This is a genomic window from Enterococcus sp. AMC1623 (assembly GCF_058216495.1).
Window position 1 is genome coordinate 921,975 of the sequence record NZ_CM177096.1, and the last position, 26,071, is coordinate 948,045.

Consider the following 26,071-nt stretch of genomic DNA (forward strand, 5'->3'; position numbering starts at 1 on the left):
AAATATGAGTGAAATTGAATTTCAGCAAGTGAAAAAAATTTTTAAAGATGGAGCAAATACAATCGAAGCTTTAAAAGAAACCAATTTTTCTGTTGAAAAAGGTGAATTTGTTGCGATAATTGGTCCATCAGGATCAGGAAAAAGTACTTTTCTAACGATTGCGGGCGGATTACAATCTCCTAGTAAAGGACAAGTATTAATTAACAATCAATCTTTTAGTGATAAAAAAGAAAAAGAACGTGCAAAAATACGATTTAAAGAAATTGGTTTTATTTTACAAGCTTCAAACTTGATACCTTTTTTAACAGTACAAGATCAATTAGTTTTAGTAGACAAAGTTCGCAAAAAAAAATATACAGAAAATCAATTATTTCAAGATTTAGGTATTGAAAAATTAGTTAATAAATACCCTGAAGAATTATCTGGAGGTGAACGGCAACGAGTGGCAATTGCTCGTGCATTGTATCATGATCCTTCTATTATCTTAGCAGATGAACCAACAGCCAGTTTGGATACAGAAAAAGCATACGAAGTAGTAGAAATACTGGCGAACGAAACGAAACAAAAACAAAAAGCCACCATCATGGTCACGCATGATTTAAGAATGACTGACTTTTGTGACCGTGTGTTTATTATGAAAGATGGTGTATTAACCAGAAGGGAAAAACTATGAAAAAAATAATCGTTATAGGAGCTGGCGTAGCAGGCCTCTCTGCTGCAGTTCGTTTACAAAAATTAGGATACAATGTTCATCTATACGAAAAAGAACATCAACCTGGTGGGAAAATGAATCAAATCAAACAAGGTGGCTTTACGTTTGATGTTGGACCAACCATTGTGATGATGCCTGAAATTTATCGCGAAATTTTTGAATTTTGTGGAGAAAATCCCGATCACTATATTCCGATGGAAAAAGTAGATCCTATGTTGAAATTATTCTTTCGCAATGAAGATCCGTTAGCTTTTTCTAACGATTTAGTAGAATTAACGCAATCATTAGAATCTATATCCGAGGAGGACGCAAAAGGTTACTTTGCTTTTTTAGCAAGTATTTATCAAAGATATTTGATTGCCAAAAAGCATTTTATTACACGGTCCTTTCGAAATTTTTGGGATTTTTACAATCCAAAGTCGTTATATGCAGGTCTACGCTTGAAAACATTTAGTGATGCTTATTCGTCTATTTCAAAATTTGTTAAAGACGAGCGTTTAAGAAAAACTTTGGCGTTTCAAACTTTATATATTGGTGTTTCACCTTACCAAGGTCCCTCTTTATATACAATTATTCCTATGATTGAGTTATTTTATGGAGTTTATTTTATTAAGGGTGGTATGTATACCTTAGCAACTTCAATGAATCAATTATTTAAAAAACTTGGAGGTGTTTGTCATTATGGGGAACCTATTGATGAGATAGTTATTGAAAATAAAACAGCAATAGGAGTTAAAGTGGCTGACCATTTTATTGAAGCAGATTCCATCGTTTGCGGTGCTGATTTTCCTTATGCTATGCAACATTTGATTCCAAATGAAAAGCAACGCGGAAAATATACGAATAAAAAAATTGCTAATATGGATTATTCTTGCTCCTGCTTTTTGCTTTACTTAGGGTTAGATAAGAAGTATCCCGACAATACATTGCATAGTATCTATTTTGCAGATGATTTCAAAAAAAATATTGATGATTTATTTGAAGATGGCATCTTACCCGATGACCCATCATTTTATTTGTATCGTCCATCTTTAATGGATGATACGTTGGCTCCAGAAAATCAAGAAGGCTTATATGTTTTAGTACCAGTGCCAGAACTATCTAAATATCAAGACTGGTCAGAAGATAGTATACAATTATTCCGTAATCGAATGATTGAATTAATAAAGGAGCGTTCGGTATTTAAAGACATTGATGAGCATATTGTCATGGAAACCTATTATACGCCAAAAGAATTTGAAAAAAATTTCAATGCCTATTATGGTGCAACATTTGGTTTAAAACCAACATTAGCTCAAAGTAATTACTATCGTCCGCATAACAAATTTAATTATGCTAACAATCTTTATTTTTGTGGTAGTAGTACCCATCCAGGAGCCGGTGTTCCCATTGTTATGCAAAGTGCAAAACTTGCAGTAGAGGAGTTAGTTAGAGATGAAACTTAATCAGCAAAATATTTTTGAAGACCGCAAACAAGCATTTAAAATTTGCGAACAAACTATCAAACAACATTCAAAGTCTTTCTATGCAGCTTTTTCTCAACTACCAAAAAAGAAAGCTCAAAGTATTTATGCCATTTATACATTCTGTCGATTAGCTGATGATATAGTAGACGAAGAGAAAGATGCTCAAAAATTACAACAACTTTTTCAAGAATTAGAATTATTTGAAGCTGGATCAGTTCCCAATCATCCAATGTGGCTAGCTTTAGAGGCCGTTTTTAGTGAATTTCCAATGGATATCCGCCCCTTTTATGATATGTTAATAGGGCAACGAATGGATTTGAATTTTCAACAACCAAAAACACAACAAGAACTATTAGATTATGCCTATTATGTAGCTGGTAGTGTAGGATTAATGCTTCTACCTGTGCTATCTCCTACCCCAACTAAAATTATCACACCCGCAAAAAAATTAGGCGAAGCAATGCAGCTGACAAATATTTTGCGAGATATTGGCGAAGATTATCGTTTAGGTAGAATTTATCTTCCGAAAGAAGATATGCTTCGTTACCAAATTACAACAACACATTTAGAAAAACAAATTATATCAGACAATTTTATTAATCTTTGGGAAGCACTAGCAAAAAAAGCAGAAAAACTGTATAATGAATCCTTAGAAATGATTCCTTTTATTGCAAATGACGCACGTCACGCACTCTTAAGTGCACTTATGATTTACAAAGAATTACTCCCTGAAATTAGAAGAAATCACTATAATATTTATGAAAAGAAACACGTGGTTAGTACTCGTAGAAAGATTGAGTTAATTCATGCATTAAAAGGAAACATGTAGAATTAAGAATTCAGGTGATTTTATGTATGAAGAAATTTTAGATGTAGCCGAACAGCTGTTTATGACTCAAGGATATCAAGCTACATCTACCAGACAAATCACACAAATTTTGGGCGTAACACAACCGACAATTTACTATCACTTTAAAAAAAAGGAAGATATTTACTATCAAGTTATGTTGCGTTTATCAAATGACGTAGAGATTAACTTAAAAAAAATTGCAAACGCATCAAATTCTACCTTAGAGATAAAATTATTAGATATGGTTGAATTTTTAAAAGCCAAGCATCCTTTTAATTTATTTGTAATGATGCATGATATACAGCATACAGTATCTACAGAAACTTCTATGAAACTGTATCAATTGTTTTTAAAGTCGTATAAATCTCCGTTTATCCAGCTACTACAAGAAAATAAAAATCATCTACGACATTCAGTGGATATTGATTTTGCAGTAAGCCAATTATTTATATTGATGGCAGCATATTTAGATAGCACGGATAGAAGTGAAGATTTCTCTAAAAGAATCTATTTATACTTACATGGGATATACCAGTCTGAATAATAAATCCAAATAAGAGGCTATGTACATATAACCTCTTATTTGGATTTATCTTTGTTTCCCAATTAAACAGAATTTTCAGTAAGTATAAATGGTTGAAAAAAACTTATCACACTATTTAATCAAGTTCTTCAAAAAAAGGCTGATAGCTGTCATCAACAATATATTCTACGTATTCTTTAGTTAAGACTTCTTTCTTTTGAGAATCATTTGTAAATACGTCAACTTCAAACCATTTTTCTGGATTTTTAATGTGAATATGCCGAACATCTTCCCAAAATATTTTTTGATTATCCATGATAAGATAATCGTCAGACACTTCACCTAAAAAGAAACCCGTAACATTGTCTAAAAGACGTCCAAATTCATCCCTGCTATTTAGCTGAATCTCCACTTCTTTCGAATAGGTGAATGATTCAACTAACAACAAGTCAATCTCTTCTTGAGACATTTGTTCCAAAGGTTGATTGTCCTTTACAGCAAATTCTTCGTTTGTATGAATACTGGTCATCAACTCTTCCATTGCAAAAGCTGTGCCCCATTTTAAACCAAATGGACGATCATGATAGTCATTGTATTCATGAAATTCCTTTTTCGTTCGTTTTTGATTGACTATCATGTGTATTCACTCCTTCAATACCTGCCAAACCTCCTGCGTGTCCCCCAACCAGATTAGAACGTGCAATAGCACGACCTCCTTCTAATAATGAATGCGCATGAACGATAGAACCAAATCCAAATTTATGACGAATCGTATCTACGACTAAATCAGTTTTTATTTGACGTTCTTGTTGTTCTGGTTTTTCAAATAAGTTGAGTTGCAAAGAAGTTGTATAGATTAAATCACTGCAATTCACACTTATATTGCGAACATCTTGATTTTTATAATATTTCTCAAAAATGGTTAATAGACAAGTTACTAACTCTTTTGTTGTATTTGTCGCAGGTATACGAACTTGCTGATGAAAGCCACCTTTACCCGTCCAATCTGTGTAGCCTAAACTGAAACCAACCCATAAAGAAACAAGTTGTGCTTTTGCCCCTTCTCGACGTAAACGAGTTCCTAATTGGTCAGCCATTTCTTTGATAACTACTTCAAGCTGTTTTTTTTGTGTGTAATCTCGTGGAAGCACTTGCGAGTTTCCGATAGACTTACTTTTTGGCTGATACGTTTGACCTAAAAAACTCCGATCAATTCCCCAACTATGAGCGTACAGTTGCGTTCCTAAAATTCCCATTTTTTCTTTTAATTGATAATAATTACTATGTGCCAAATCATCTACTGTTTTAATCCCCATTTTTCGTAACTTCATAGCTGTTCGTCTACCAATCCCCCACATCTCTTCTAAAGATGCAATTTTCCAAACAGTTTTAGGCACTGATGCATAACGCCATTCAGCTTTCATATCGCTGTTGTGTTTGCTTTCATTATCTAGCGCAAGTTTAGCTAATAAAGGGTTATCGCCAATACCAATCGCTGTGTACAATCCCATCTGTTCATGAACATCCAATTGAATCAATCGTGCCAGTTCATAAGCACTCGATACATCGTACATTTTTAACCCATCAGTAACATCAATAAATGATTCATCCACACTGTATACATGATGGTTTGCTTCGTCTGCATATTTTTTATAGATATTATTAATCTCCATATTTTTGCGCATGTATAAAGCCATTCTTGGGGGTGCAATTACAAGATCATCTGGATAAGGAAAAGGCAAATCTCTAGCTCTTGAAACGTTCGTAATACCATAAGCTTCTTTAGCTTTTGGACTACTAGCTAATATTAACCCACTGCCTCTTTCTGTTAAACTATCACTCGGATAACTCATTACAACTAACTTCGCTTTAATCGGATTTAGACCACGTTCTACACATTCCACCGAACTATAAAAAGATTTACAATCAATACACAAAATATCTCTCGAAGGTTCTTTAGCATAATTAAATTCAGGATTCTTTCCAAATTTCATACTTCTCACCTCGTAAAACAAACGTATGTTCGTGTATATTATAACCACTTATTCGTATGTTTTGTCAAGATATTTTCTCATTGAAAAACTATCAATGCATGGTCTTATGTAATTAGTATCTCTATCTGCTTGAACAGTCTCTATGGAGTATTTTCTCTATAAATTCGTTTGAACATCTAAAAAAAGAAGAACCGACCAGCCATTTCCTAAGTAATTCATTTAATTTCATGAAACCATCTATAAAAAAATAATCTCATAACGTATTTACGGTTACGAGATTATTTTTTATCTTCTAATTATTCCGTAACAAGCCAAATGACTTGTTGGATATTTTCTAAGAACTCATCAATAATTAAGCGCTCTTGTAGCTCGTGTCCATTTGTTCCACCTGCTGCTAGGACAATGGCATCAATACCATTAAAAGTCAGACCGCTAACATCTGTACCTCCACGCATTACTAGTCCTTGATAGTTAAGATTATGCCGTTTGCACATTTCTTTAAAACGTTTAATTACCGGATTATCGTCTTCATGATGATATGCATATAAGCTTTGATCGACGTCATATTCTAACTTCGCGTCAAATTTATCTGCTGCTTTTTGAAGCGTTTCAATAACGTGATTTAACTGTTTTTTACCACTCTCATGATCAAGACTTCGTATTTCCATGGCAAATGTTGTAATCTCAGGAACAACATTTGTTGGATAGTCACAAATTACTTTTCCGATATTTGTTGTTGTATTTTCATCAATCTTCAAAAGATTCATATTTGAAATTGCCTCTGCCATCACTTGGATAGATGAAATACCTGAATCCGGCGCTATCCCAGCATGAGCGGCTTTACCAATAATTTTTCCAGAAACATCATAATAATCTGGTCCACCAATAATAGCTGTTCCTGGTCCGCCTTTTCCATCTAAAACAAACGCAACTTTTCCTGCTAATAATTCTGTATCAACTGCAAAAGCACCCAAAATACCTACTTCTTCACAGATTGTAAATAAAAACTCTAAGGGAGGATGTGACAAGTCATTCTCACGCAAAACTGCTTCAACTTCTAGTATTTGAGCAATCCCCGCCTTGTCATCTGCACCAAGAATAGTCGTACCATCAGAAACAACATATTTCCCGTCTTCTGTAATAGAAGGTTTTATCCCATTTCCAGGTTCCACGGTATCCATATGAGCTTCAAGAATCAATGTTTCTTGATTGGCTAAAGCACCCTTCCCAGGTATTTTAACAATCACATTTCCTGCATTTGATAAGGGAACTTTTTCATTTGATAGTTTATCTTCAAGAACTTCATAACCTAATTCACTAAAATAGTTAATCAAATAATCAGCCACACCACGTTCATGGTAGCTAACACTATCAATTTGAACAAGTTCTAAAAATTTATTGATTGCTCTTTCTTTATTAATCATCGTATTCCTCCTCATGATTAAACGTTCATCAAATTTTTTTCAATCAGTCTAAAGCAATTTCGAGTAATAGTGGTGTGTGATCTTGTCGTACTCCTGAATCAATCATTTCAGAAGTAACTACTTTATCTGCTCCACGATCACTGACTAACCAATAGTCGATTCTCCAACCAGAATTGTTAATTTTACTTGTTTTTACTCGCTGATTCCACCAACTGTACTGACCAGTTACATCTCCATGCAAATAACGAAATGTATCTGTGAAACCTAATGACAACAGGTTTGAGAAACCTTGGCGTTCTTCATCTGTGAAACCAGCTGAAAGACGATTTCTATCCGGATGAGCTAAATCAATCTCTTTATGTGCCACATTAAAATCGCCCGTCGCTAAAACAATTTTTTCTTTGTCTAAAGAAGCTAAATATGCAGCATATTTTTCGTCCCAAATTTGTCTTTCTTTCAAACGAACTAATTCATTTCCAGAATTCGGTGTATACACTTGTGTTAAATAAAATTGATCGAACTCAAGGGTAATAATCCGCCCCTCTGAATCCATCGTACTTGGCGCACCAATTTCAGGAAAATGCAGTTTTGGTTCTAAATGATTTTTATATAAAAACATTGTACCTGCATAACTTTTTCTTGCCGGTTCTTGGGAACTTCTCCATACTATTTGGTATTCAGGAAAGTTTTCCTTTAAAATTTCGATATGTTTTTTTGTCGGACCTTTAGCAGATAGTTTTGTTTCTTGAATCGCAATAACTGTTGGATCCAAATTGATAATCGTATCCATTACCCCTCGTGATAATACTGCTCTGGCAGAATCACTTGTTAATGCCGCATTTAATGAATCAATATTCCATGAAATAAGTTTCAATGTCATTCTCCTCGCTATAAAAAATTATGTTCTCTAGTTAGCATACGTTAATAGTCGTTTTTCTACAAGATTTCTACACTATTGTTATCAGTTAATCTTCTACCATCGCAATCGCTCTGACTGGGGACCCATCTCCTGATTGTATTTTTAGAGGGAAGCCATAGAACATAAAATTACTTCCTTTCGGTAAACTTTCTAAATTAACTAATCCCGTATAAGTAATGATTTTTTTACCTAATAAAGCACGTTCCAATTCTTCTGTGATGTTTCCACCAATGAATTTTGGATTCGAGGCTACAATTCTATTTACTTCTTCTGTGCCCACTTCTTCCATAAAAAACAATCCTGTTTTCTGAGGCCATATCTGATTTATACTAACGACTTGGGCTTCTCCATAAAAGTTTTCAAGAGGTATCTCATCTAAATTTTCTGCTCCCTCATGCATATGCGAAAATGCATCAACATGCGTTCCTGTATGTGACCCCATGCTTAGATGTCGTAGCTCCCACGTTTCATTGTCATGCGTATGGATGACCTCAATTTTCACTGCTGGATCTCCTTGAAAAACTGTCATATTTGTAAATAATGGGGTGGATAAATCAATGATTTTCATACTAGTCACCTACTTATCTGATAGATGTTATTATACTTATGAAAGTTGTACAGAATCAATACTTATGTACGTATTCATTATAAAATTTCATAATGAATACTATCAAAATTGTTTAACTGTAAAAGTATAAGGATTATTGCAATATTCTATTGGTAAAATATACTGGTAGAATTATTTTACCGGAATCCAAAGCTCTACTTCCGCATTTTGAGGATTCCCATTTAATAAAACTTCCAAGATTATTCCATTATTATACGCTATACTCTCATGAATGCCATTTTTAAAATAAGAATCTTCTAGCTGATCAAATAGTACTCTTGATTTGTCGCTACTAGCTTCAGTAACATAATAATTTTGCTCTGGAACTTCTACTAATTCATAACCGTCAATTTTCGTTTCTGATATCACTCCTGCATAATATTGAATTCCTTTATCATGAGGAATTATAAGAGCATAACCTTTTTTATCTGACGAATAAGGCATAAGATTCTTTATCATTCCTTCTTCGAACAATTGAGTATAAAATTCTGTTTTTTGTTCTGAGTAAGATGGCTCATGAACTTTTTGTCCTTTAATTAATACACTTCTTCCAACTAACTTAAATGAATTTCTTTTTTGATTTCTCATAATAAATTCTCTCCTTTTCATTTTATGATACAATCATATCAGTGTTAATATGACAACTGTATGACATGTTTGGGAGGTGTTTTATGAAAATTGACCGACACATGGGAATAATCTCTTATTTGATTGATAAACAAAAAACAACCGCTAAAGAATTAGCCTCTTTATTCAACGTGAGTGTTAGAACTATAATGAGAGATATAGACGATTTGACACTAGCGGGAATCCCATTGTATGTAGCACAAGGAAAAAATGGTGGAATTTTTATGATGGAAAATTTCAAGTCAGACAAACCTCCATTAACTACTATAGAACTAAGCTCTATAGAAACTAGCTTAAAGAGTAGATATCAAGTCTTAGGAGATAATTCAACATTTAATGCTATACTAAAACTAAACAAAACAAAATTACATTCAGACTTTGAAATTGACTTATCTTTATCCCAAGGAAACTTGGAACTGCGTAAAATTGTATTTCAATTGCTTAATTCAATCAGAAAAAATATAAGGATTACTTTTGAGTATATCAATTCTAAAGGGGAGTCATCAAAAAGAAATTGTGAACCCTATCGAATCGTTTATAAAGATAGAAGTTGGTATTTAGATGCGTATGATAACAATAGAAAGCGATTTAGTGTTTATAAAATAGCTAGAATATCTGGTATAGTGTTTCATGAGGTCTTTGAAAAGAGAGAGTTCACTCCTGTACCTTATGATGGTGGAACATGGGTAAATAAAGACAAAATTTCTGTTACTCTCTACATAAATAAAATAGTGATTGATAGATTTATAGAATTAGTAGGGAATAATTCTATTAAAAAAATTGATAATGACATTTATGAGGTTATCTATCCATTACATGACAACGAATGGGGATATAATGTCTTGTTAGGATATGGAAAATACATTGAAGTAATTTTACCTGAAATTTTTATAATCAATTACAAATTGATATAATTAAGTGCTTTGTATTGTTCACAACTAGTGATCCCTGATCAAAAGAGTCAAAAAGAAAGAACAATTATTTTTACAGGTGGAAGAACAGCTATTTATCCCTCTGTAGATTATGCTGCTGTATCTCTGGGAAAAGCGGTTTTGAGAAATTTAACTTTCACTTTATCCGAGGAATTAAAAGATTCAGGCATATTTATTGACACAATTACAATTGCTGGTGGAATTGTGTCAAAATAATCATTTTTCTCCCGAAAAAATTGCCGAAAAATACTGGGAACTTATAAAAATCGTAATCCGGTTGAATTTATTTACGAATAATTAAATAACCTAATCTTCAATAATTATTGAAGATTAGGTTATTTGAATTCAATTAACTTTCTATTTTAGATTGTACTATAATCTTCTTTTACTAAAAAAGTTAAATTTGTAGATTCTCGCCATTTTTTTGTATCACTTGCTGATACCAGTAAAAGCTATCTTTTTTTACTCTTTTTAAGGTTCCATTGCCCTCATTATCTAAATCTACATAAATAACTCCGTATCGCTTAATCATTTCTGCAGAAGAGCAACTAACAATATCAATAGGAGACCATAAACAGTAACCAATAAGATCAACACCGTCTTCAATTGCTTCAAGCATTTGTTCAAAATGCTTTTTCAAATAATCTATTCGATAAGAATCATGAATATTTCCATCTGATTCTAGTATATCTGTGGCACCGATTCCATTTTCGGTTAAGAAGAGTGGACATTGATAGCGATCGTAGTATTGATTTAATGCTGTTCGTAATCCTATTGGATCTATTTCCCATCCCCATTCACTTGCTTTTAAATATGGGTTTTTTGATTTATCCATCGGTCTAAAACTATTTTTTTCAGAATCGTTGATTTTCGTATAATAGTAACTAAAAGATAGATAATCCATTGTATTTTCTTTCAATAATTGAGTATCTTCGTCTGTAATCTCAATGTTTAATTCATTATCTCTAAAAAATCGTTTTGCATATCCTGGATATTCCCCACGCATTGCAATATCGCCAAAAAAGTATTCCATTTGATTCTTTTTATAGCTAAACAATACATCTTCAGGTTTACATGTTGCTGGATGAGCGATTTTATCGCTCAGCATTGTTCCTATCAAAACGTTGTCCCCATATTTTTTAGCAATTTTTTTAGCTTTGGCTTGTGCAACAAATTGATGATGCACAGACTGATAAGTCGTTTCCAAAATGTTATTTGTTTGGCTATCTTTAAATCCTAAGGAATTAAAAGATAATAAATTTATTTGATTGAAAGTAATCCAATACTTTACTTTATCATGATATCTTTCAAATAGAACTTCGCATAATTTTTCATAAGCAAAAATAGTTTCTCGTGATAACCATCCTCCATATTTTTCCACTAAATAAACTGGCATTTCATAGTGAGAAATAGTCATCACTGGTTCGATTCCATTTGCTAATAGATTATCAATTAAATCGTCATAAAATTTTAATCCAAGTTCATTAGGAGTATCTTCCACACCAGTAGGAAAAATTCTTGTCCAATTAAACGATGTCCTAAAACACTGCAGACCCAATTCCTTAAACAATTGGATATCCTCTCGGTATTTATGATAAAAATCAATACCTGTACGTTTTGGATAATACGTTCCTGGCACAGTATCAAACATACTATCTGAAACACTTAATGTCGCATGTTCCAACCGATCATCTGTACCTTGTTTATTTTTATAAGCGTGAAAATCTGCTATTGATAATCCTTTTCCATCTTCATCAAAAGCTCCTTCTGCTTGATTAGCTGCTATAGCACCTCCCCATAAAAAATTATTAGGAAATTTTTTTTCGTTTTCTCTCATATTACTCACCACTTTCATTCGATGTTTCTAATGTTAAAGCTTTATTATCTGAAAGTTTAAAGAATGGATACCACACTACTGTTGTAGCTAAAGTTGTAACAATTTGTAATGCTGATCCTCTCCATCCTGACAATAGAAAGCCTGAAATAATTGGAGGAATTGTCCAAGGTAAGTTTGCACCATTTGTAAGAGGTACTAAACCAGATGCCATTGCAAAGTAAGTACCCAATAATGCAACTAGAGTAGAAATAACAAAAGGAATTAGCATTAACGGATTCAAAATAATAGGTGTACCAAAAATAACGGGTTCATTGATATTGAAAAAACTTGGAATAATCGCTAGTTTTCCTAACGTTTTATATTGCTTGGATCTTGCAACTAGAACCATACATAGCACTAAACCTAAAGTACATCCTGCTCCACCTAATTGAACAAAGTTGGATTGAAATTCTGTATTGATAATGTTAGGAATCATATCACCCTTTGCATAGGCTGCTGCATTTTCAGCAGTCAATGATAACCAAATAGGGTCCATAATAGCACCGATAATCACTGTTCCGTGTATACCAAATGCCCATAAAATACAAGCAAATAAATTAATCAAAATCATCGCAGGTAATGAGCTACCCACATGAGTTAACGGTGCTTGTAACATTTCATAAATGAAATTTTGTGCTGTTCCAAAGTTAGTAGCTTCAAAGACTAATCGAATGATTGTAAATATTACAATTACAAAAAAAGAAGGGATTAATGAAGTAAATGAGCTAGAAATATTTGCGGGAACACTAGCTGGCATTTTAATTGTAATGTTTTTCCCTTCAATTAATCGTAAAATTTCAACAGTTACAATGGAAGTAATTAAACCTAAAAATAATCCAGATGCCCCAAAAGCACCGGTCGGAATTCCTAGTTCTTCTCCAGAAGTCAAAAATGGTGTTAAAATAATAAAAGCAACTACACCTGCAATTGAACCGTTTAATTCGTTTATTTTATAATATTTTGCTAATGATTTAGCAGAACCCATTATCACATATAATGTCATGATACTCATCGTTGCTTCATATGGAATTGTAAATACGCGATCCCATTGAGACCCAAAAGTAGATGACATAAACTCAGGATAACCAGTAATAGGTAAATTACTAAAGATTAAAAGAAATGAACCTAAAATTAAAAATGGCATAACTCCATAAAAACCATTCTTAATTGCGTCTAAGTACCTATTGGTATCAAATGCTTTGGCAATTGGTGCCAACTTTTTGTTCATCGTCTGCATTAAAGCATCCATTTTCTTCACTCCCTCTATAAAGATTCCTCAAGAATTTTTTTACCATTCATCATTCCATAATCAATTGAGTTAATCACTTTAATAGGAATTTCTAAATGCCCATATTCTTCTTTAAAATCATCTACAAGATACCCAATTTGCGGTCCAAGTAAGAGCACGTCCGTCCCTTCAATATTTTCACTTAATTTTTCTTTTGCTACTGCTTGTATTTGAATATCTAATGCTTGCTTCTTCGCTTCTTCTTTCATTTTATTAACTAATAGGCTAGTAGACATTCCTGCTGCACAAACTAATAATATTTTTTTCATTTTCTTAATTCCTTTCTTGATATAAATTAACAAATTCTTCCGCCATATCCAATACTGTCATTGCATTCATCAAATGATCTTGAGCATGTATCAAAAGTAAACTAATTTCTTGTTTTTCTCCACTTGCTTCTTTTTGAATAAGGCTTGTTTGAATATGGTGGGCGTCATTAACATATCCACGTCCTTCTTTAAGTTTCACTCTGGCATCCTCAATTTTACTTTTGCGAGCTAAAGAAATTGCTCTCATTGCAGAGCTACGTGCATCTCCTCCTTTTGCAATGAGTTGCATAATCATCATTTCATTATCCATTATCATCCCTCCTAAAATACTATAAGCAAATTGTATGCCAATTTTTAAATAATCGTCAAAACAACAATAACAAATATGCGTGTCTAAAAAAAGGATGTGTGTCATATGAATATGACACACATCCTATCTTAAATGTAAATAATACTCCAACAATGGGTAGTATTCTTGATTTGATAAATGAATTTGATACTTTTTTTCAATTGGATAAAATATTTCTTTAATTAAAGTTAATTCACTCTGATATTTCATGTAATCTATAAACCTATTAGAATTATAATGTTTATTTATTTTGATATTATCAATAAGTATTGCTGTATGCATGATGACACCAATTGATTCATGCTGATTTAATTTTACATTTAAAGCTTCTTGAACAGCTATATTTAGATTGACAATATCGTCAAACAAATCCCCTCCATCGACATTTTTTAACTCAGTTTTCAAAGATTTGCGAATTTGGAAACCAATCGACGTATTCTGAATAAGTTCCTGCAGCTGATCAATACCATTGCCACTAATAACATCATTGACATTAAGTTGCGGACAAGGATAATCAACAGAAAAAGTTGAGACAATCGCAATGATTTCATACTTTTCTGCAAGCTTTGAGATTTCCTGTTTTTCAGTTTTTTTATCTGATAATTGTAGTGAAATAATCTCCACAAAGGCATATTTTTCTGAAAAATGTCGATCAAGAATATTCTTTAAATAAATGGCAGTCCCATGACCAGTTAGACAGCAAGTCAAAATGGCCAAAGGTTTATCAGACATATTTAGGCTTGTATTAGTGCTCTTTATCTCATCTGATGTGGATAATTCGCCACACCCAAAGAAATCAAAATTAACTTTTAGTAGATCATTATAAATAGTTCTCAGTTCGTTCCCAAGTAATGATTTTCTGGTGGCTTCCAGTACATGTATCGTGCTAACTAGAGGAAGCGAAAAGACATTGACATTTAAGTCCGTTGCCAGTCTTTTATCAATTTGTAAAAATGATCCCATATCGACTAAACATAGAATATCCTCTCCGTGATTTATAGCAGCTAAATGACTACTCGCTAAATTCATTATCTCCAAAGGCTTCTGATTTAAAGGGGCATCAATTCCAATAACTGAATCAGTTTTTAATAACTGATTTACAGTATTAGCCATTGATGTGGCTGTAGAATCACCATGCGCAATGACGACTATTTGGACTTTATTAAGATATTCCCTTTCTTTTGTTTCTTTACTGTTAATAAAAAAGGAAACGATATTGTTGGCTTCACTATAAGGTAACTGGATCTTTTCGGTAAATCCAATCATTTGAAGACAGTGCATTGCTACAAGAAATTCTTTGCGATAATTGATTTGATAGTCTAAATTGATTTCTTCTTCAGTAAAAGTAGGGTTATTTTTGAATCTTTCTATCAAATGATGCAGATGCAAAATAAAACCCATCGTAATATTTTGATCCCAGTTTAAAGATAGTTCTGATAATATATAGGACACAACCTCATTAATAGTTTTCATTCGAGTCGGATCAATAATATTTTCTAAGGCTAATATTTCCGGATGTTCTTTAGAGTCTGCAAATTTTGAGAAATACTCGCTAATCTCTTGTTCGACAATTTGTTTCATTTTATCGTTAGCTACTTGCTCGTTTGTTAATTCTGAAACAGTATGTTTTAAAAGTTCATAGATTGTGTTTTGGCTAGAATCAATACTTTTGTCTGGAGAAAAACGCAACATTTTTTTCGAGAAAAAGTCAGACTGGGTACGAATTGAACGATGCTCAGTCTTATTCCACAGACCATAAGCAATATTTTTTGGCAGGTCTTCAGATTTAATTTCGATTTTTGATTTTTGCTCGATTAAAAAATCTGTGTAGGCTTTTGCGCAGAGAAGCTGAATATCTGATTGTAACTGACCGATATTATGAGGACATTCGTAGAACAGTAAAGAGACCAATACATTTTTTGAAATATAAATTTCCTGTTTTAGATTTTTAGCTTCATTTTCAAAAAATAGCTGAATCAAATTTGCACGTTCTTCGTCAGTTCTTTTGGATAAACTGGGAATCTCAATAACCATAGGCATTCTTCGTCTAAAAGGTGCAACTAAAGCAGAAACAATAGGCTCGCTCGTTGCGCCGATAATTCTCACATTTGAATTTCTTTGCGTATCACTTTCGCCCAAACGCCGATAGGTTCCTTTATCAATAAATGTAAATAGAATTTCCTGTCCTTCTTGAGGCAAGTTATGAATCTCGTCGAGAAAGATCATCCCTTTGTCTGCTAGTTCGATTAAACCTTTTTTGTCATTGTCAGCACCTGTGTAAGCCCCTTTTTTTACTCCGAATAATGTTCCCATCAAAAGTTCTGGATTTTTGGCATAGTCTGCACAATTAAACAAAATAAAAGGTGATGTTGCAGCTAACGTTTCTGTCTCGATAGCAAACTGATGCATCAATTGTGCAAAATAAGATTTCCCCACACCAGTTTCTCCAATAACTAAGGTATTAATTCCATTTGGAGGATATAGAATACTTGATTTTGCTTGATTGATTGCTTTTTTTAAAGAAGGATTTTTTCTTTCAAACTCTTGTAAATAAATTTTTTGCGCTTCTGCTAAATGATAAATAACTGGCTTGCCTTTTTTCTTGATTACTTTTCCTTCTTTTACTAGTTGATTAAGAATACGGGAAACATTCTCGCGAGAAATATTTAGTTTTTCTGAAATAGTTTGGGTATCAATTCCATTTTCCATAGTTTTAATTAATTCTATAATTTTTTTCTGCCTTCTCATTAATATCCTCCCATTCTGACTTCTTATCTTACATAAAATTTTTTCATAGACATAAAAATTTACAATTAATTTTATTACTTAACAGCTTCATCATATCAATTTAACTGCTATTAGACAATATTATAAACAAGAAGTAAATTACCTATCATGAGTATAGTTTTCCTTAAAAGACATCCAAAACACATAAATAACTGTGATTTTTAATTTTCAAACAAAAGTTATACAGAATATTTTGAAATAAAAAAAGAAAACATTAAGAATTACCCTTCTTAATTAATTTAATGTTAGACAAACAAATAAACAAAAATATTTATTCCAAGGTATACTTACAAACTTTATGTGTTATCAAGTTTCTTAAAAATACCATTAAGTAATTATTTTATCTGCCTATTTTAGTCCATAAATACCCATTGTTCACAAAAACAATTTTTAATATTTTAAGAATAATTGCTATACGAATACTGATAAGTTATTCTATAGCATAATTTCTTGTTGATGAATGGCTATATCATGATTAAATAAAATCATTTTACAATTTTTTAAATGTGACATTTCATTAACCCATGCAAGAGACTCAATTGCCTCTTGTTTATTTTCTAAAATACTAGGTATTCTAAAATCAATCAGTGAGTCTTTTGCATAACCAACATCACTTGCTAATAATACGAACTTATTTGTTTGATTTGTAATTAATACAGATGTTAAGCCCGCACTATGTCCTGATGTATTAACCAATAAAATACTACCATCCTGAAATCCTGAAATAAATCAAAGAACGGTTTATTAATTATCGCAGAATTGTAACTTGTTGTGAATTTTTCCAAAAATATATTGTCCCACAGTTTTGAGAGATATCTAATTTTATTATTAGATGCTTTATAAATTTCTTTTTCGTTAACTAAAAAACACTTTGCATTTTTTACTAAATCAATGCCACCAGCATGATCTGTATCTAAATGAATTAGGATATCATAATCTTTTATATCCTAATTGTTCTAATCGTTCATTTATCGCCCAACCATGAGGTAAATAAGCTTGACTAGCTATTACTCGGAAGCCTAAAAATTTAAATTGATTTCCCTTACATTAGAATGCCAACCAGTATCCACTAAAATCACCTCTTTTGGATGCTCAATTAAATAACTGGAAACAGGGCCTAAAATTTTATGTTTTTTGCTTCTGAAAAGTCCAGTATATGCTAACGGATTTGATGAAGCATTATGATAAAGTAATGCTTCATCAACACCAATACCGTTGACTTTTTTTATCTATAGATATATAATTTCTACAGATTAAAAGAATGGAGAATTTATATGACAAATATTGTATTATTAGGTGGGAATGGATATATTGGAAGAGCCACTACTAAGAAATGGATGAAAAAAGATAATAAAGCATATTTCTATGTTGTTTCACGATCAGGAAATAATGAATTGCTTGGAAACAATATTATAAACTTGAAAGCAGATGTCTCAAACTATCAAGAATTAATTTCTATTCTGCCTGAAAAGATCGACTATATCGTTGATTTTGTTGGTAGACCAGAAAAAGACCCCCGCATATCTGATAAAATCAATACTCAACCAGCTCTAATTATGAAAAGAATTGCAGAAGAAAAAAACATTGCTGCAATGGGGTTTATTGGAGGGCTTTTAGGACCAAAATATTTTTTAACAACAAAGAAAGAGTTGATTGAAACGCTTAAACAAAGTAATATTAAATTGGGTTTTGTTGAACCTACTCTTGTATATGGTGGTAATCGAAAAGATATACTTTCTAAAACAGTACCTCTATTTAAATTTCTTGAAATTTTTTCAAAAAATATGCGTCCTATACATGTAGAGTTGGTAGCCCAAAACTTAGTCAATAATATTCTAGAGTAAGAAGGTTAACAGCATGAGAATCAGTAAAAATTTTGAGCAGGGGATTTATGTTCTGCTATTACTAGCAACACAAAAAGAACATAAGCCATTAAAAAGTAGTTTAATGAGCAAAATATTAGATGTGTCAGATTCATCATTAAAAAAAGTGCTTAGAAAATTAGTTGTAAAAGATTTGATTGATTCTAATGCTAGCAAAGATGGTGGATTTAAATTAAAGAAACCTATTCAAGAGATTACACTTTTAGATGTAATGAATGCCATTGAAAATGATCAAGTAATAAAATATTCTTTGACCCATCTCGCACGAAGCATTTTTCCGAATAAGAAACATACTCTTAAAAGTGAACAATTAGTTATAGATACTATTAACAACGGTGAACAAGCATTTTCTAAAGAATTAGAAAAAATCACTCTTGCTGATTTAATAGAAGCTGATGCGATTAAAAATGGCGCCATTGACTGGTCATTAGAAGCAAGTATTCATTAAACTACATTACTATTATTTAGGATATATGAAAGTTTTTCTAATTATATAAATCAATATCATTCTACATTTCATCTTTGAAATAAACTCAAAGTTTGATTAATAAATATAGTAATCCCTTGAATACTATATTTATTAATCAAACTTTGCATTCTTTGCATATTACGTTCATCTAATTCTGATGTAGGTTCATCCAAAATTAAATATTCCCCCACAATCGTCAATCCAGCTAAATGATCTTGAGTACATTTTTTTGATTGATACAAGATGTCGATAGTTTTCTGAACTTCTTGTCCATCCTTTGAATTATCTGCAATCAGTTGAAGCGATTCTGAATCGAGAAAGGTTATCTTTAAGAACTGGTCTAATGAATTTAACAAAGATTGTTCCTTGTCTAGTCGCGTATCATTCTTTTCTGTCCCATAATCTTTCGTATTGTTTGTTTCTGTAGTTGATTTATTACTTGTACGATATGAACTGTCCATTTTGGACTGTTCATATTGAAAATTAGAAAAATCGTTGATTTCATGAATTGATTTCTTTTAATGGGACAAATGTCGTAAATAATTGTTGGTAATTTTCGATAGTTCGTTTTTCTTTTTTGCAAATTAATCGATGGTAAAAAAGATAATCAAATTGATAGGCTTCTTCAAAAATTTCAATTAAATCATTTGTTTCATACCGCTCTAACGAAAAAAGATAGGAAAAGAAAAAAATTTTACCTGATCATTTTCTGAATTATAAAATGTAGCCTTATTCGATTAATTCTTCCCATGATTAATCGATTCTTCGACGACTACTTAATTTAGAATGATTATATAATTCACGCTTGTAAAACTTAAAATTGGGCAGATAAGAAGCGATACTAATCAACATTCCTCTCGCTTCATAAGTTAATGATTCATTTTGTCTAAATTCTTGTGTAATGGATTCATAAACTTTATTTTTCTTATAACGAAGAATGGAACCATCATTTGTTTTACTTGGTGGCTGGCGTTGATTATATTCGCTACTAAATTGAAAAATATTCATGATTTTCTCCTGTTCTTTTGTTTACTTATATTTTTTGTTGAGAAAAATAAAAAAAGACGCTCTAAAATGAACGTCTTTCTCCAATACATATAGAATTCAATTTTTGTTGTATCACCACTTAGTAGGTCGACCATTACAGAAACTCTGTAGTGGTCTTTAAGCACTTTATTTCTTACTTTTCCGCCCTCAGAATGAAGTTAGCATGCTTATAAGATAGCTTGAAATTAAGGATTTCTATTAGCTTTTCGGTTGCAACAACACAACAGTCTCCACATGCGTCGTTTGAGGGAATAAATCTACCGGTTGTACGGTATCAGTCGTATAACCTAATTCTGCAAAGTGTGTTAAATCACGCGCCATTGTAGCTGGATTGCAAGAGATATAAATGATTTTTTCTGGTTTCATATCGCAAGCTGCTTGGATGAAGGTTTGATCTAAGCCTTTGCGTGGTGGATCTACAAAGATGACATTTGGTGCGATGTCTTCTTTTGCCCATTGTGGCATCACTTTTTCTGCACGTCCAACTAGATAGGTTGCATTGTCAATGTCATTTAATTTGGCATTATCACGTGCATCATCGACTGCTTCGCTAATTGTTTCCATTCCATACACGTGGTCTACTTTATCGGCAATTGATAAACCAATGGTGCCGATTCCAGCATAAGCGTCAATCACTACATCTGTTGCTTGTAAATCAGCTAATTCAATTGCTTTTTGGTAAAGAACTTCTGTTTGTTTCGTGTTTACTTGGTAGAAAGATTTAGCAGAAATCTGGAATTTTTTCCCTAATAATTCATCTTCAATATGACCTTTTCCAAATAAGACTTTTTCTTCTTTACCTAAAATCACGTTTGTTTTTTCTTCATTGACATTTTGGATAACTGAAACAACTTCTGGTAATTCGTCATGAATGACTTGAGCGATTTCTTTTCCTTTAAAGAACTTAGCTTTTCGCGTTACTAAAACAACCATCATTTCATGAGAATAATGACCACGACGAATTACGATATGTCGCATAAAACCTTCGTTAAATTCTTCGTTATACGCTTTGATATTGAAACGTTGTAAAATGTTGCGGACAGTAACTATTGCCGCATCAATTGCTGGGTCTTGAATAAAAAAGTCTTCGATTGAAACTAATTGATGACTGTTTTTACGATAAAAACCTGTAGCTAATTGACCATCGATTTTCCGAACTGGAATTTGCGCTTTATTGCGATAAGCATAAGGTGCTTCCATTCCTAAAGTTGGTAAAACATTAATTTCAGGCATTTTAGCAACTTTAGTTAAAACATTTTGGACTTGTTGTTGTTTAAATTCTAATTGTTTTTCATAACGTAAATGACTTAATGGCGCAATCCCTGTTCGTAGCAAATCCTCATTTTCAACTGTTTGACGATCTGGACTAGGTTTTAAAATTTCCATGACTTTACCAAAACCAAATTTATTGCCAACTTTTAAAATCTTTACTCGCACTTCTTCTTCTGGCAGAGCATTTTCAATAAAAATAGGATAGCCATCAACTTTTGCGATGCCCATTCCTTCATGTGATAAATCGATGATTGTTGCTTCGATTTGTTGATTTTTCGTTACTGGATATTGTTTCATTCTTTTTCTCCTTAATGTTTAAGCTTTTCTACACTTACTAATAACCTTAAAAAACTAGAACATTCTCAAAAACGTTCTAGTTTTAAAGGTAAATAATCTATTCTTTTTCGTCTGCGATCTGGCCATCACCGTCAATATCTTCGTCGTTCAAACGTTCAACTTCAAGAATTAATTCTTTGCTAATCACATCAAATGGATCAATGGTCCCAGTGACAGATTCATCTGGAATTTGATCGACATTTGCATAAAATTCAATATGCTGATGTAAGTTTTCAAATTGCATTGGCGCATCGCCACCATACTCACCATCCAAATTAATCATTAGTCTTTCATCCGTATCAGAGGTTGAAACTTCTAAATACGATGTCTTGGTATAAATAATTCTGGAATCATTGACGTGTTTCCCTTTATTCAACATTAAACCAACTAGATGAACAATTTCAAAAATATTTGCTGTTTTAACAATAATTAATGAAAATTTACCATCATCTAATTTTGCATCTGGAACAATTTGTTCAAAACCACCCACAGAATTCGTTAAGCCAAGGAAAAACATAGACGCATTGCCATTGTATTCACCAGTATCGTATTTAAAATGCATATTAATTGGTTTAATACGTGGTAATAATTCGGCACCTTTAGCTAAATACGCTAAATAGCCAAAAATACTTTTTAGCTCAGAAGGAACATCATAAGTCAGTTCAGTCAAGTGACCACCAGCTGCGATATTAATAAAATACGAGCTTGGTGTCTTTCCAATATCCATTTTAACTGTCTGTTTTTTTAAGATAACTTCTGTCGCAGCTTTAATATTGTCTCTTGGTATCTTTAACGCTCGGGCGTAATCATTCGTCGTGCCTCCAGGAATAATCGCCATTTTGGGACGTTTTTCCAAAGGAGCGATTCCATTAACGACCTCGTTAATGGTCCCATCTCCTCCAGCAGCAACAACTAAATCAAAACCAGCTTCTCCAGCTCTTCTTGCTTCGTCTCTAGCAGAAAATGGAGTGGGGGTTGTTGCAAATGCACTTGCCTCATAACCAGCTTTTTCTAAAACATCTAATATATCTGCTAGACTTTTTTTTACCAATTCTTTTCCTGAAGTGGGGTTATAAATGACGCGTGCTCTTTTCATAACATTCCCTCTTATCGTTTTGTTAATTCTTCTTTTAACAATTTATTAACAACGCCTGGGTTTGCTTGCCCTTTGGTTGCTTTCATAATTTGACCGACTAAGAAACCAACTGCACGATCTTTTCCATTTTTAAAGTCATCAACAGATTGTTGGTTGTTGTCTAATACTTCATTAATGATTGGTAGTAATTGTGCAGGATCTGATAATTGAACTAAACCTTTTGCTTCAACAACTTCTTTTGCCTCGCCACCATTTGTAATCAATTCGCGGAAGACTTTCTTCGCAATTTTAGAACTAATTGTTCCATCTGCGACTAGTGTAATCATACCTGCTAAATTACTTGGTGTTAATTTTGTTTCGGCTAATTCTAGTTTTTCACTATTTAAATAAGCGGAAACTTCACCCATTAACCAGTTAGATGCTTGTTTCGCATCTGCTCCAGCTGCAACAGTTTGATCAAAGAAATCAGACATTTCTTTTGTTAATGTCAAGACCATGGCATCGTATTCTGGTAAACCTAAATCGTTCATATAACGCGCACGACGAGATTGTGGCATTTCTGGTAATGTTTCACATACACGTTCAATCCATTCGTCATCAATCGCAAAACGAGGAATATCTGGTTCTGGGAAGTAACGATAATCTGAAGAACCTTCTTTCACACGCATTAAAGCAGTTTTGTTCGTTGTTTCATCAAAACGGCGTGTTTCTTGTTGAATTTCGCCACCCGAAAGTAATACTTTTGCTTGGCGTTTTTCTTCAAATGCTAGTCCTTTTTTAACAAAGTTCATTGAGTTTAAATTTTTCAACTCTGTTTTTGTTCCAAATTCTTCTTGTCCATAAGGGCGTAAAGAGATATTCGCATCACAACGCATTGAACCTTCTTCCATCTTCACATCAGATACTTCTGTAAATAAGATGATTGAACGTAATGCTTCTAAATATGCATAGGCTTCCTCTGGAGAACGCATATCTGCTTCAGAAACAATCTCAATTAATGGTGTTCCTTGACGGTTTAAATCAACGTGAGAATAACCACCAATTCCGTGCATGTTTTTTCCCGCATCTTCTTCTAAATGCACACGTTCGATACGGATTTTTTTCTTTTTGCCTTCTACTTCAATTTCAATCCAACCGTCATGTCCAATTGGTTGATCAAATTGAGAAATTTGGTACGCTTTGGGATTATCTGGATAGAAGTAATTTTTACGGTCAAAATGGGTATCTTTTGAGATTTCACAGTTTAATGCCAGGGCTGCTTTCATTCCAAATTCTAATGCAGTTTTATTCATTACAGGTAATACACCTGGATAACCCCAGTCAACGATGTGGGTATTGCTATTTGGTTCTGCTCCAAAATGTGCTGGAGCAGGAGAGAAAATTTTTGAGTTTGTTTTTAATTCTACGTGGACTTCAAGCCCAATGACTGTTTCGAAGTTCATTAGCTATTTCCTCCTAAAATCACTGGTTTTTTTGTATGGAAATCAGTCGCTTGCTCAAAGGCATACGCTGCTTTATACATCGTGTTTTCATCAAAATGTTTACCGATTAATTGTAGACCAATTGGTAAACCTTCTGAGAAACCAGCTGGTAATGACATTCCTGGTAAACCAGCTAAGTTTACTGGAATCGTTAAAATATCACTCATGTACATTTTAATTGGGTCATTAATGTTTTCACCAATACCATACGCAACGTTTGGTGATGATGGGCCCATGATTAAATCATAATCAGCAAAGACTTTATCGAAATCTTGTTTGATCAACGTACGCACTTGACCTGCTTTTTTGAAGTAAGCATCATAATAACCAGCACTTAATGAGAATGTTCCCAACATGATACGACGTTTTACTTCCGTGCCAAAACCTTCACTACGAGAGTTTACATAAACATCATCTAAGCTATTAACATTTTCTGAGCGGTATCCATAACGAATACCATCAAAGCGTTGTAAGTTTGAACTTGCTTCCGAAGAGGCAATAATGTAGTACACGGCTACCCCATATTTTGAATGTGGTAAACTCACTTCTTCAACGGTTGCTCCTAATTCGCGGAAAGTATCTGCAGCTTTAAGGATGGCCGCTTTTACATCAGCATCTACACCTTCACCTAAATATTCTTTTGGTAAAGCAATTTTCATTCCTTTGATATCGCCAGTTAAGCCAGCTGTAAAATCAGGAACACTAACCCCAGCTGAAGTACCATCTTTTGGATCATAACCACTAATAGCGTTCAATGCTAAGGCGTTATCTTTAACATTACGAGTCAATGGACCAATTTGGTCTAATGAAGAGGCAAAAGCGATTAAACCAAAACGTGAAACACGACCATACGTTGGCTTCATACCAACGATTCCATTAAATGAAGCGGGTTGGCGAATAGAACCTCCTGTATCTGTTCCTAAAGCCACAGGAACTTGACCAGAAGCAACGGCTGCTGCGGAACCGCCTGATGAGCCACCAGGAACTTTGGTATGATCCCAAGCGTTTTTAGTTTTCTTGAAGTAAGAAGTTTCTGAACTTCCGCCCATGGCAAATTCATCCATGTTTAATTTACCAACTGGAATCATATCAGCTTGATACACTTTATCCATAACCGTTGCATCATAAATTGGATCGAAATTATAAAGCATTTTAGAAGCTGCTGTTGTTAAAATATCGCGAGTTACAATATTATCTTTAATCCCGATTGGAATACCAGCTAAAATCGCTTCTTCTGATACTCCTTTTAGATCAATGGCTTTTGCTAATTCTAATGCTTTTTCTTCGCTGATTGTAATAAATGAGTCAACTTGAGATTCTGTTTCTTTAATACGATCTAATGTCGCTTGTGTTAAGTCGGTTGCAGTGATTTCTTTAGAAACCAATAAAGAATGTAATTCTTCTAGACTTTTATCGTATAATTTTGTCATTATGCTCCTGCCTCCCCATTGTCGATGATTGCAGGCACTTTAATAAAGCCATTTTCTGATTCTGGAACATTGCGCATTAACTCATCGCGATTCCAACCTTCAGCTGCTTCATCTTTTCTCAATACGTTGATTGTATCTACAATATTTGAAGTAAATGGTACGCCTTCTGTATCCACTTCTCCTAATGTTTCCACCATATCAATAATTTTTCCTAATTGTACGGTAAAGTCTTGTAGCTCATCATCTGAAAAAGATAATTTTGCTAACTTGGCAACATGTTTTACTTGTTCTTCACTAATCGCCATAATGTCCTCCTTTTAGTTTCCATGCTTCCATTGAGCATGTTGTTTTCACTGTATTGTATCACTTTATTGAAAATCAATAAATAACTATCATGAATGTTTTCTGTTTAATTGAAAACATATAAACTGATT

Annotated in this window: 27 protein-coding genes; 7 read left to right on the plus strand and 20 right to left on the minus strand. The window is 33.0% G+C overall.

Annotation, left to right across the window (positions count from 1 at the left end; translation table 11 throughout):
- The first annotated feature begins 4 nt into the window (after positions 1–4).
- Genes AC4BC7_RS04610 through AC4BC7_RS04625 form a run of 4 tightly spaced genes read left to right on the plus strand, consistent with a single transcriptional unit; the run spans position 5 to position 3,572 of the window.
- On the plus strand, positions 5–673 hold the full coding sequence (locus AC4BC7_RS04610) for an ABC transporter ATP-binding protein (RefSeq protein WP_207940719.1): 669 nt from the start codon (positions 5–7) through the stop codon (positions 671–673).
- Complete coding sequence (locus tag AC4BC7_RS04615; protein ID WP_207940720.1) at positions 670–2,157, plus strand: phytoene desaturase family protein; 1,488 nt, start codon at positions 670–672, stop codon at positions 2,155–2,157. The genes AC4BC7_RS04610 and AC4BC7_RS04615 overlap by 4 nt, the downstream gene beginning before the upstream one ends.
- Positions 2,147–3,007, plus strand: coding sequence for a phytoene/squalene synthase family protein (locus tag AC4BC7_RS04620; RefSeq protein ID WP_207940721.1), 861 nt, complete (start codon positions 2,147–2,149; stop codon positions 3,005–3,007). The genes AC4BC7_RS04615 and AC4BC7_RS04620 overlap by 11 nt, the downstream gene beginning before the upstream one ends.
- A 22-nt stretch (positions 3,008–3,029) precedes the next feature.
- Complete coding sequence (locus AC4BC7_RS04625) at positions 3,030–3,572, plus strand: TetR/AcrR family transcriptional regulator (protein ID WP_207940722.1); 543 nt, start codon at positions 3,030–3,032, stop codon at positions 3,570–3,572.
- Between the two features lie 115 nt (positions 3,573–3,687).
- On the opposite strand, the gene AC4BC7_RS04630 is transcribed toward AC4BC7_RS04625, so the two are convergent.
- From AC4BC7_RS04630 to AC4BC7_RS04655, 6 genes are all read right to left on the minus strand, one after another.
- Positions 3,688–4,188 carry a hypothetical protein gene (locus tag AC4BC7_RS04630; protein ID WP_207940723.1) on the minus strand — a complete coding sequence of 167 codons (501 nt, stop codon included), beginning with the start codon at positions 4,186–4,188 and terminating at the stop codon, positions 3,688–3,690.
- Positions 4,148–5,545, minus strand: coding sequence for a Y-family DNA polymerase (locus AC4BC7_RS04635; protein WP_490503984.1), 1,398 nt, complete (start codon positions 5,543–5,545; stop codon positions 4,148–4,150). The genes AC4BC7_RS04630 and AC4BC7_RS04635 overlap by 41 nt, the downstream gene beginning before the upstream one ends.
- A 296-nt stretch (positions 5,546–5,841) precedes the next feature.
- Complete coding sequence (locus tag AC4BC7_RS04640; protein ID WP_490503985.1) at positions 5,842–6,969, minus strand: M20/M25/M40 family metallo-hydrolase; 1,128 nt, start codon at positions 6,967–6,969, stop codon at positions 5,842–5,844.
- Between the two features lie 43 nt (positions 6,970–7,012).
- Positions 7,013–7,843, minus strand: a complete 831-nt coding sequence (locus AC4BC7_RS04645) for an exodeoxyribonuclease III (RefSeq protein ID WP_490503986.1) — start codon at positions 7,841–7,843, stop codon at positions 7,013–7,015.
- A gap of 91 nt (positions 7,844–7,934) precedes the next feature.
- The gene (locus tag AC4BC7_RS04650) at positions 7,935–8,456 is read right to left on the minus strand and encodes a cyclase family protein (protein WP_490503987.1); all 522 of its coding nucleotides are present in this window, start codon (positions 8,454–8,456) and stop codon (positions 7,935–7,937) included.
- 171 nt (positions 8,457–8,627) lie between these two features.
- Positions 8,628–9,083 carry an effector binding domain-containing protein gene (locus AC4BC7_RS04655; protein WP_490503988.1) on the minus strand — a complete coding sequence of 152 codons (456 nt, stop codon included), beginning with the start codon at positions 9,081–9,083 and terminating at the stop codon, positions 8,628–8,630.
- Positions 9,084–9,166: 83 nt separating this feature from the next.
- Between AC4BC7_RS04655 and AC4BC7_RS04660 the strand changes: the two genes are divergently transcribed.
- On the plus strand, positions 9,167–10,036 hold the full coding sequence (locus tag AC4BC7_RS04660) for a helix-turn-helix transcriptional regulator (RefSeq protein ID WP_490503989.1): 870 nt from the start codon (positions 9,167–9,169) through the stop codon (positions 10,034–10,036).
- 415 nt (positions 10,037–10,451) lie between these two features.
- Here the strand turns inward: AC4BC7_RS04660 and AC4BC7_RS04665 are convergent, their stop codons facing one another.
- The 7 genes from AC4BC7_RS04665 to AC4BC7_RS04695 all read right to left on the minus strand — a co-directional run bounded on the left by AC4BC7_RS04665 (position 10,452) and on the right by AC4BC7_RS04695 (position 17,852).
- Positions 10,452–11,891, minus strand: a complete 1,440-nt coding sequence (locus AC4BC7_RS04665; protein WP_490503990.1) for a glycoside hydrolase family 1 protein — start codon at positions 11,889–11,891, stop codon at positions 10,452–10,454.
- A gap of 1 nt (position 11,892) precedes the next feature.
- Positions 11,893–13,179 carry a PTS sugar transporter subunit IIC gene (locus tag AC4BC7_RS04670; protein WP_490503991.1) on the minus strand — a complete coding sequence of 429 codons (1,287 nt, stop codon included), beginning with the start codon at positions 13,177–13,179 and terminating at the stop codon, positions 11,893–11,895.
- A gap of 14 nt (positions 13,180–13,193) precedes the next feature.
- The gene (locus tag AC4BC7_RS04675) at positions 13,194–13,487 is read right to left on the minus strand and encodes a PTS sugar transporter subunit IIB (RefSeq protein ID WP_490503992.1); all 294 of its coding nucleotides are present in this window, start codon (positions 13,485–13,487) and stop codon (positions 13,194–13,196) included.
- A 4-nt stretch (positions 13,488–13,491) separates the two neighbouring features.
- Positions 13,492–13,797 (minus strand): PTS lactose/cellobiose transporter subunit IIA, encoded by a 306-nt coding sequence (locus AC4BC7_RS04680; RefSeq protein ID WP_490503993.1) that lies wholly within the window; start codon positions 13,795–13,797, stop codon positions 13,492–13,494.
- 123 nt (positions 13,798–13,920) lie between these two features.
- Positions 13,921–16,584, minus strand: coding sequence for a sigma 54-interacting transcriptional regulator (locus AC4BC7_RS04685; protein ID WP_490503994.1), 2,664 nt, complete (start codon positions 16,582–16,584; stop codon positions 13,921–13,923).
- Positions 16,585–17,058: 474 nt separating this feature from the next.
- Positions 17,059–17,319: a hypothetical protein gene (locus tag AC4BC7_RS04690; RefSeq protein WP_490503995.1), complete on the minus strand. Its 261-nt coding sequence runs from the start codon at positions 17,317–17,319 to the stop codon at positions 17,059–17,061.
- Positions 17,320–17,642: 323 nt separating this feature from the next.
- Positions 17,643–17,852, minus strand: coding sequence for an MBL fold metallo-hydrolase (locus tag AC4BC7_RS04695; protein ID WP_490504412.1), 210 nt, complete (start codon positions 17,850–17,852; stop codon positions 17,643–17,645).
- 45 nt (positions 17,853–17,897) lie between these two features.
- On the opposite strand from AC4BC7_RS04695, the gene AC4BC7_RS04700 reads away from it, so the two are divergent.
- Both AC4BC7_RS04700 and AC4BC7_RS04705 read left to right on the plus strand, forming a co-directional pair.
- Positions 17,898–18,467: an NAD-dependent epimerase/dehydratase family protein gene (locus tag AC4BC7_RS04700; RefSeq protein ID WP_490503996.1), complete on the plus strand. Its 570-nt coding sequence runs from the start codon at positions 17,898–17,900 to the stop codon at positions 18,465–18,467.
- A gap of 13 nt (positions 18,468–18,480) precedes the next feature.
- Complete coding sequence (locus tag AC4BC7_RS04705) at positions 18,481–18,954, plus strand: RrF2 family transcriptional regulator (protein WP_490503997.1); 474 nt, start codon at positions 18,481–18,483, stop codon at positions 18,952–18,954.
- A 68-nt stretch (positions 18,955–19,022) separates the two neighbouring features.
- On the opposite strand, the gene AC4BC7_RS04710 is transcribed toward AC4BC7_RS04705, so the two are convergent.
- The 7 genes from AC4BC7_RS04710 to gatC all read right to left on the minus strand — a co-directional run bounded on the left by AC4BC7_RS04710 (position 19,023) and on the right by gatC (position 25,942).
- Positions 19,023–19,436 carry a hypothetical protein gene (locus AC4BC7_RS04710; protein WP_490503998.1) on the minus strand — a complete coding sequence of 138 codons (414 nt, stop codon included), beginning with the start codon at positions 19,434–19,436 and terminating at the stop codon, positions 19,023–19,025.
- Between the two features lie 292 nt (positions 19,437–19,728).
- Positions 19,729–19,983: a hypothetical protein gene (locus AC4BC7_RS04715; protein ID WP_490503999.1), complete on the minus strand. Its 255-nt coding sequence runs from the start codon at positions 19,981–19,983 to the stop codon at positions 19,729–19,731.
- 237 nt (positions 19,984–20,220) lie between these two features.
- Entirely contained in the window at positions 20,221–21,591 is a 1,371-nt protein-coding gene (rlmD, locus tag AC4BC7_RS04720) for a 23S rRNA (uracil(1939)-C(5))-methyltransferase RlmD (RefSeq protein ID WP_490504000.1), read from the minus strand.
- 97 nt (positions 21,592–21,688) lie between these two features.
- Positions 21,689–22,726 (minus strand): diacylglycerol kinase, encoded by a 1,038-nt coding sequence (locus AC4BC7_RS04725; protein WP_490504001.1) that lies wholly within the window; start codon positions 22,724–22,726, stop codon positions 21,689–21,691.
- 11 nt (positions 22,727–22,737) lie between these two features.
- Positions 22,738–24,168, minus strand: coding sequence for an Asp-tRNA(Asn)/Glu-tRNA(Gln) amidotransferase subunit GatB (gene gatB, locus AC4BC7_RS04730; protein WP_490504002.1), 1,431 nt, complete (start codon positions 24,166–24,168; stop codon positions 22,738–22,740).
- Entirely contained in the window at positions 24,168–25,637 is a 1,470-nt protein-coding gene (gatA, locus tag AC4BC7_RS04735) for an Asp-tRNA(Asn)/Glu-tRNA(Gln) amidotransferase subunit GatA (RefSeq protein WP_207940745.1), read from the minus strand. The genes gatB and gatA overlap by 1 nt, the downstream gene beginning before the upstream one ends.
- On the minus strand, positions 25,637–25,942 hold the full coding sequence (gene gatC / locus AC4BC7_RS04740; protein ID WP_490504003.1) for an Asp-tRNA(Asn)/Glu-tRNA(Gln) amidotransferase subunit GatC: 306 nt from the start codon (positions 25,940–25,942) through the stop codon (positions 25,637–25,639). Before gatC ends, gatA begins: the two co-directional genes overlap by 1 nt.
- Between the last annotated feature and the right edge of the window lie 129 nt (positions 25,943–26,071).

Bases quoted from the DNA above. Each gene is read 5' to 3' on its own strand.
- AC4BC7_RS04610 (WP_207940719.1), top strand. From the start codon at position 5: ATGAGTGAAATTGAATTTCAGCAAGTGAAAAAAATTTTTAAAGATGGA.
- AC4BC7_RS04615 (WP_207940720.1), top strand. From the start codon at position 670: ATGAAAAAAATAATCGTTATAGGAGCTGGCGTAGCAGGCCTCTCTGCT.
- AC4BC7_RS04620 (WP_207940721.1), top strand. From the start codon at position 2,147: ATGAAACTTAATCAGCAAAATATTTTTGAAGACCGCAAACAAGCATTT.
- AC4BC7_RS04625 (WP_207940722.1), top strand. From the start codon at position 3,030: ATGTATGAAGAAATTTTAGATGTAGCCGAACAGCTGTTTATGACTCAA.
- AC4BC7_RS04630 (WP_207940723.1), bottom strand. From the start codon at position 4,188: ATGATAGTCAATCAAAAACGAACGAAAAAGGAATTTCATGAATACAAT.
- AC4BC7_RS04635 (WP_490503984.1), bottom strand. From the start codon at position 5,545: ATGAAATTTGGAAAGAATCCTGAATTTAATTATGCTAAAGAACCTTCG.
- AC4BC7_RS04640 (WP_490503985.1), bottom strand. From the start codon at position 6,969: ATGATTAATAAAGAAAGAGCAATCAATAAATTTTTAGAACTTGTTCAA.
- AC4BC7_RS04650 (WP_490503987.1), bottom strand. From the start codon at position 8,456: ATGAAAATCATTGATTTATCCACCCCATTATTTACAAATATGACAGTT.
- AC4BC7_RS04655 (WP_490503988.1), bottom strand. From the start codon at position 9,083: ATGAGAAATCAAAAAAGAAATTCATTTAAGTTAGTTGGAAGAAGTGTA.
- AC4BC7_RS04660 (WP_490503989.1), top strand. From the start codon at position 9,167: ATGAAAATTGACCGACACATGGGAATAATCTCTTATTTGATTGATAAA.
- AC4BC7_RS04665 (WP_490503990.1), bottom strand. From the start codon at position 11,891: ATGAGAGAAAACGAAAAAAAATTTCCTAATAATTTTTTATGGGGAGGT.
- AC4BC7_RS04670 (WP_490503991.1), bottom strand. From the start codon at position 13,179: ATGGATGCTTTAATGCAGACGATGAACAAAAAGTTGGCACCAATTGCC.
- AC4BC7_RS04675 (WP_490503992.1), bottom strand. From the start codon at position 13,487: ATGAAAAAAATATTATTAGTTTGTGCAGCAGGAATGTCTACTAGCCTA.
- AC4BC7_RS04680 (WP_490503993.1), bottom strand. From the start codon at position 13,797: ATGGATAATGAAATGATGATTATGCAACTCATTGCAAAAGGAGGAGAT.
- AC4BC7_RS04685 (WP_490503994.1), bottom strand. From the start codon at position 16,584: ATGAGAAGGCAGAAAAAAATTATAGAATTAATTAAAACTATGGAAAAT.
- AC4BC7_RS04700 (WP_490503996.1), top strand. From the start codon at position 17,898: ATGACAAATATTGTATTATTAGGTGGGAATGGATATATTGGAAGAGCC.
- AC4BC7_RS04705 (WP_490503997.1), top strand. From the start codon at position 18,481: ATGAGAATCAGTAAAAATTTTGAGCAGGGGATTTATGTTCTGCTATTA.
- AC4BC7_RS04710 (WP_490503998.1), bottom strand. From the start codon at position 19,436: ATGGACAGTTCATATCGTACAAGTAATAAATCAACTACAGAAACAAAC.
- AC4BC7_RS04715 (WP_490503999.1), bottom strand. From the start codon at position 19,983: ATGAATATTTTTCAATTTAGTAGCGAATATAATCAACGCCAGCCACCA.
- rlmD (WP_490504000.1), bottom strand. From the start codon at position 21,591: ATGAAACAATATCCAGTAACGAAAAATCAACAAATCGAAGCAACAATC.
- AC4BC7_RS04725 (WP_490504001.1), bottom strand. From the start codon at position 22,726: ATGAAAAGAGCACGCGTCATTTATAACCCCACTTCAGGAAAAGAATTG.
- gatB (WP_490504002.1), bottom strand. From the start codon at position 24,168: ATGAACTTCGAAACAGTCATTGGGCTTGAAGTCCACGTAGAATTAAAA.
- gatA (WP_207940745.1), bottom strand. From the start codon at position 25,637: ATGACAAAATTATACGATAAAAGTCTAGAAGAATTACATTCTTTATTG.
- gatC (WP_490504003.1), bottom strand. From the start codon at position 25,942: ATGGCGATTAGTGAAGAACAAGTAAAACATGTTGCCAAGTTAGCAAAA.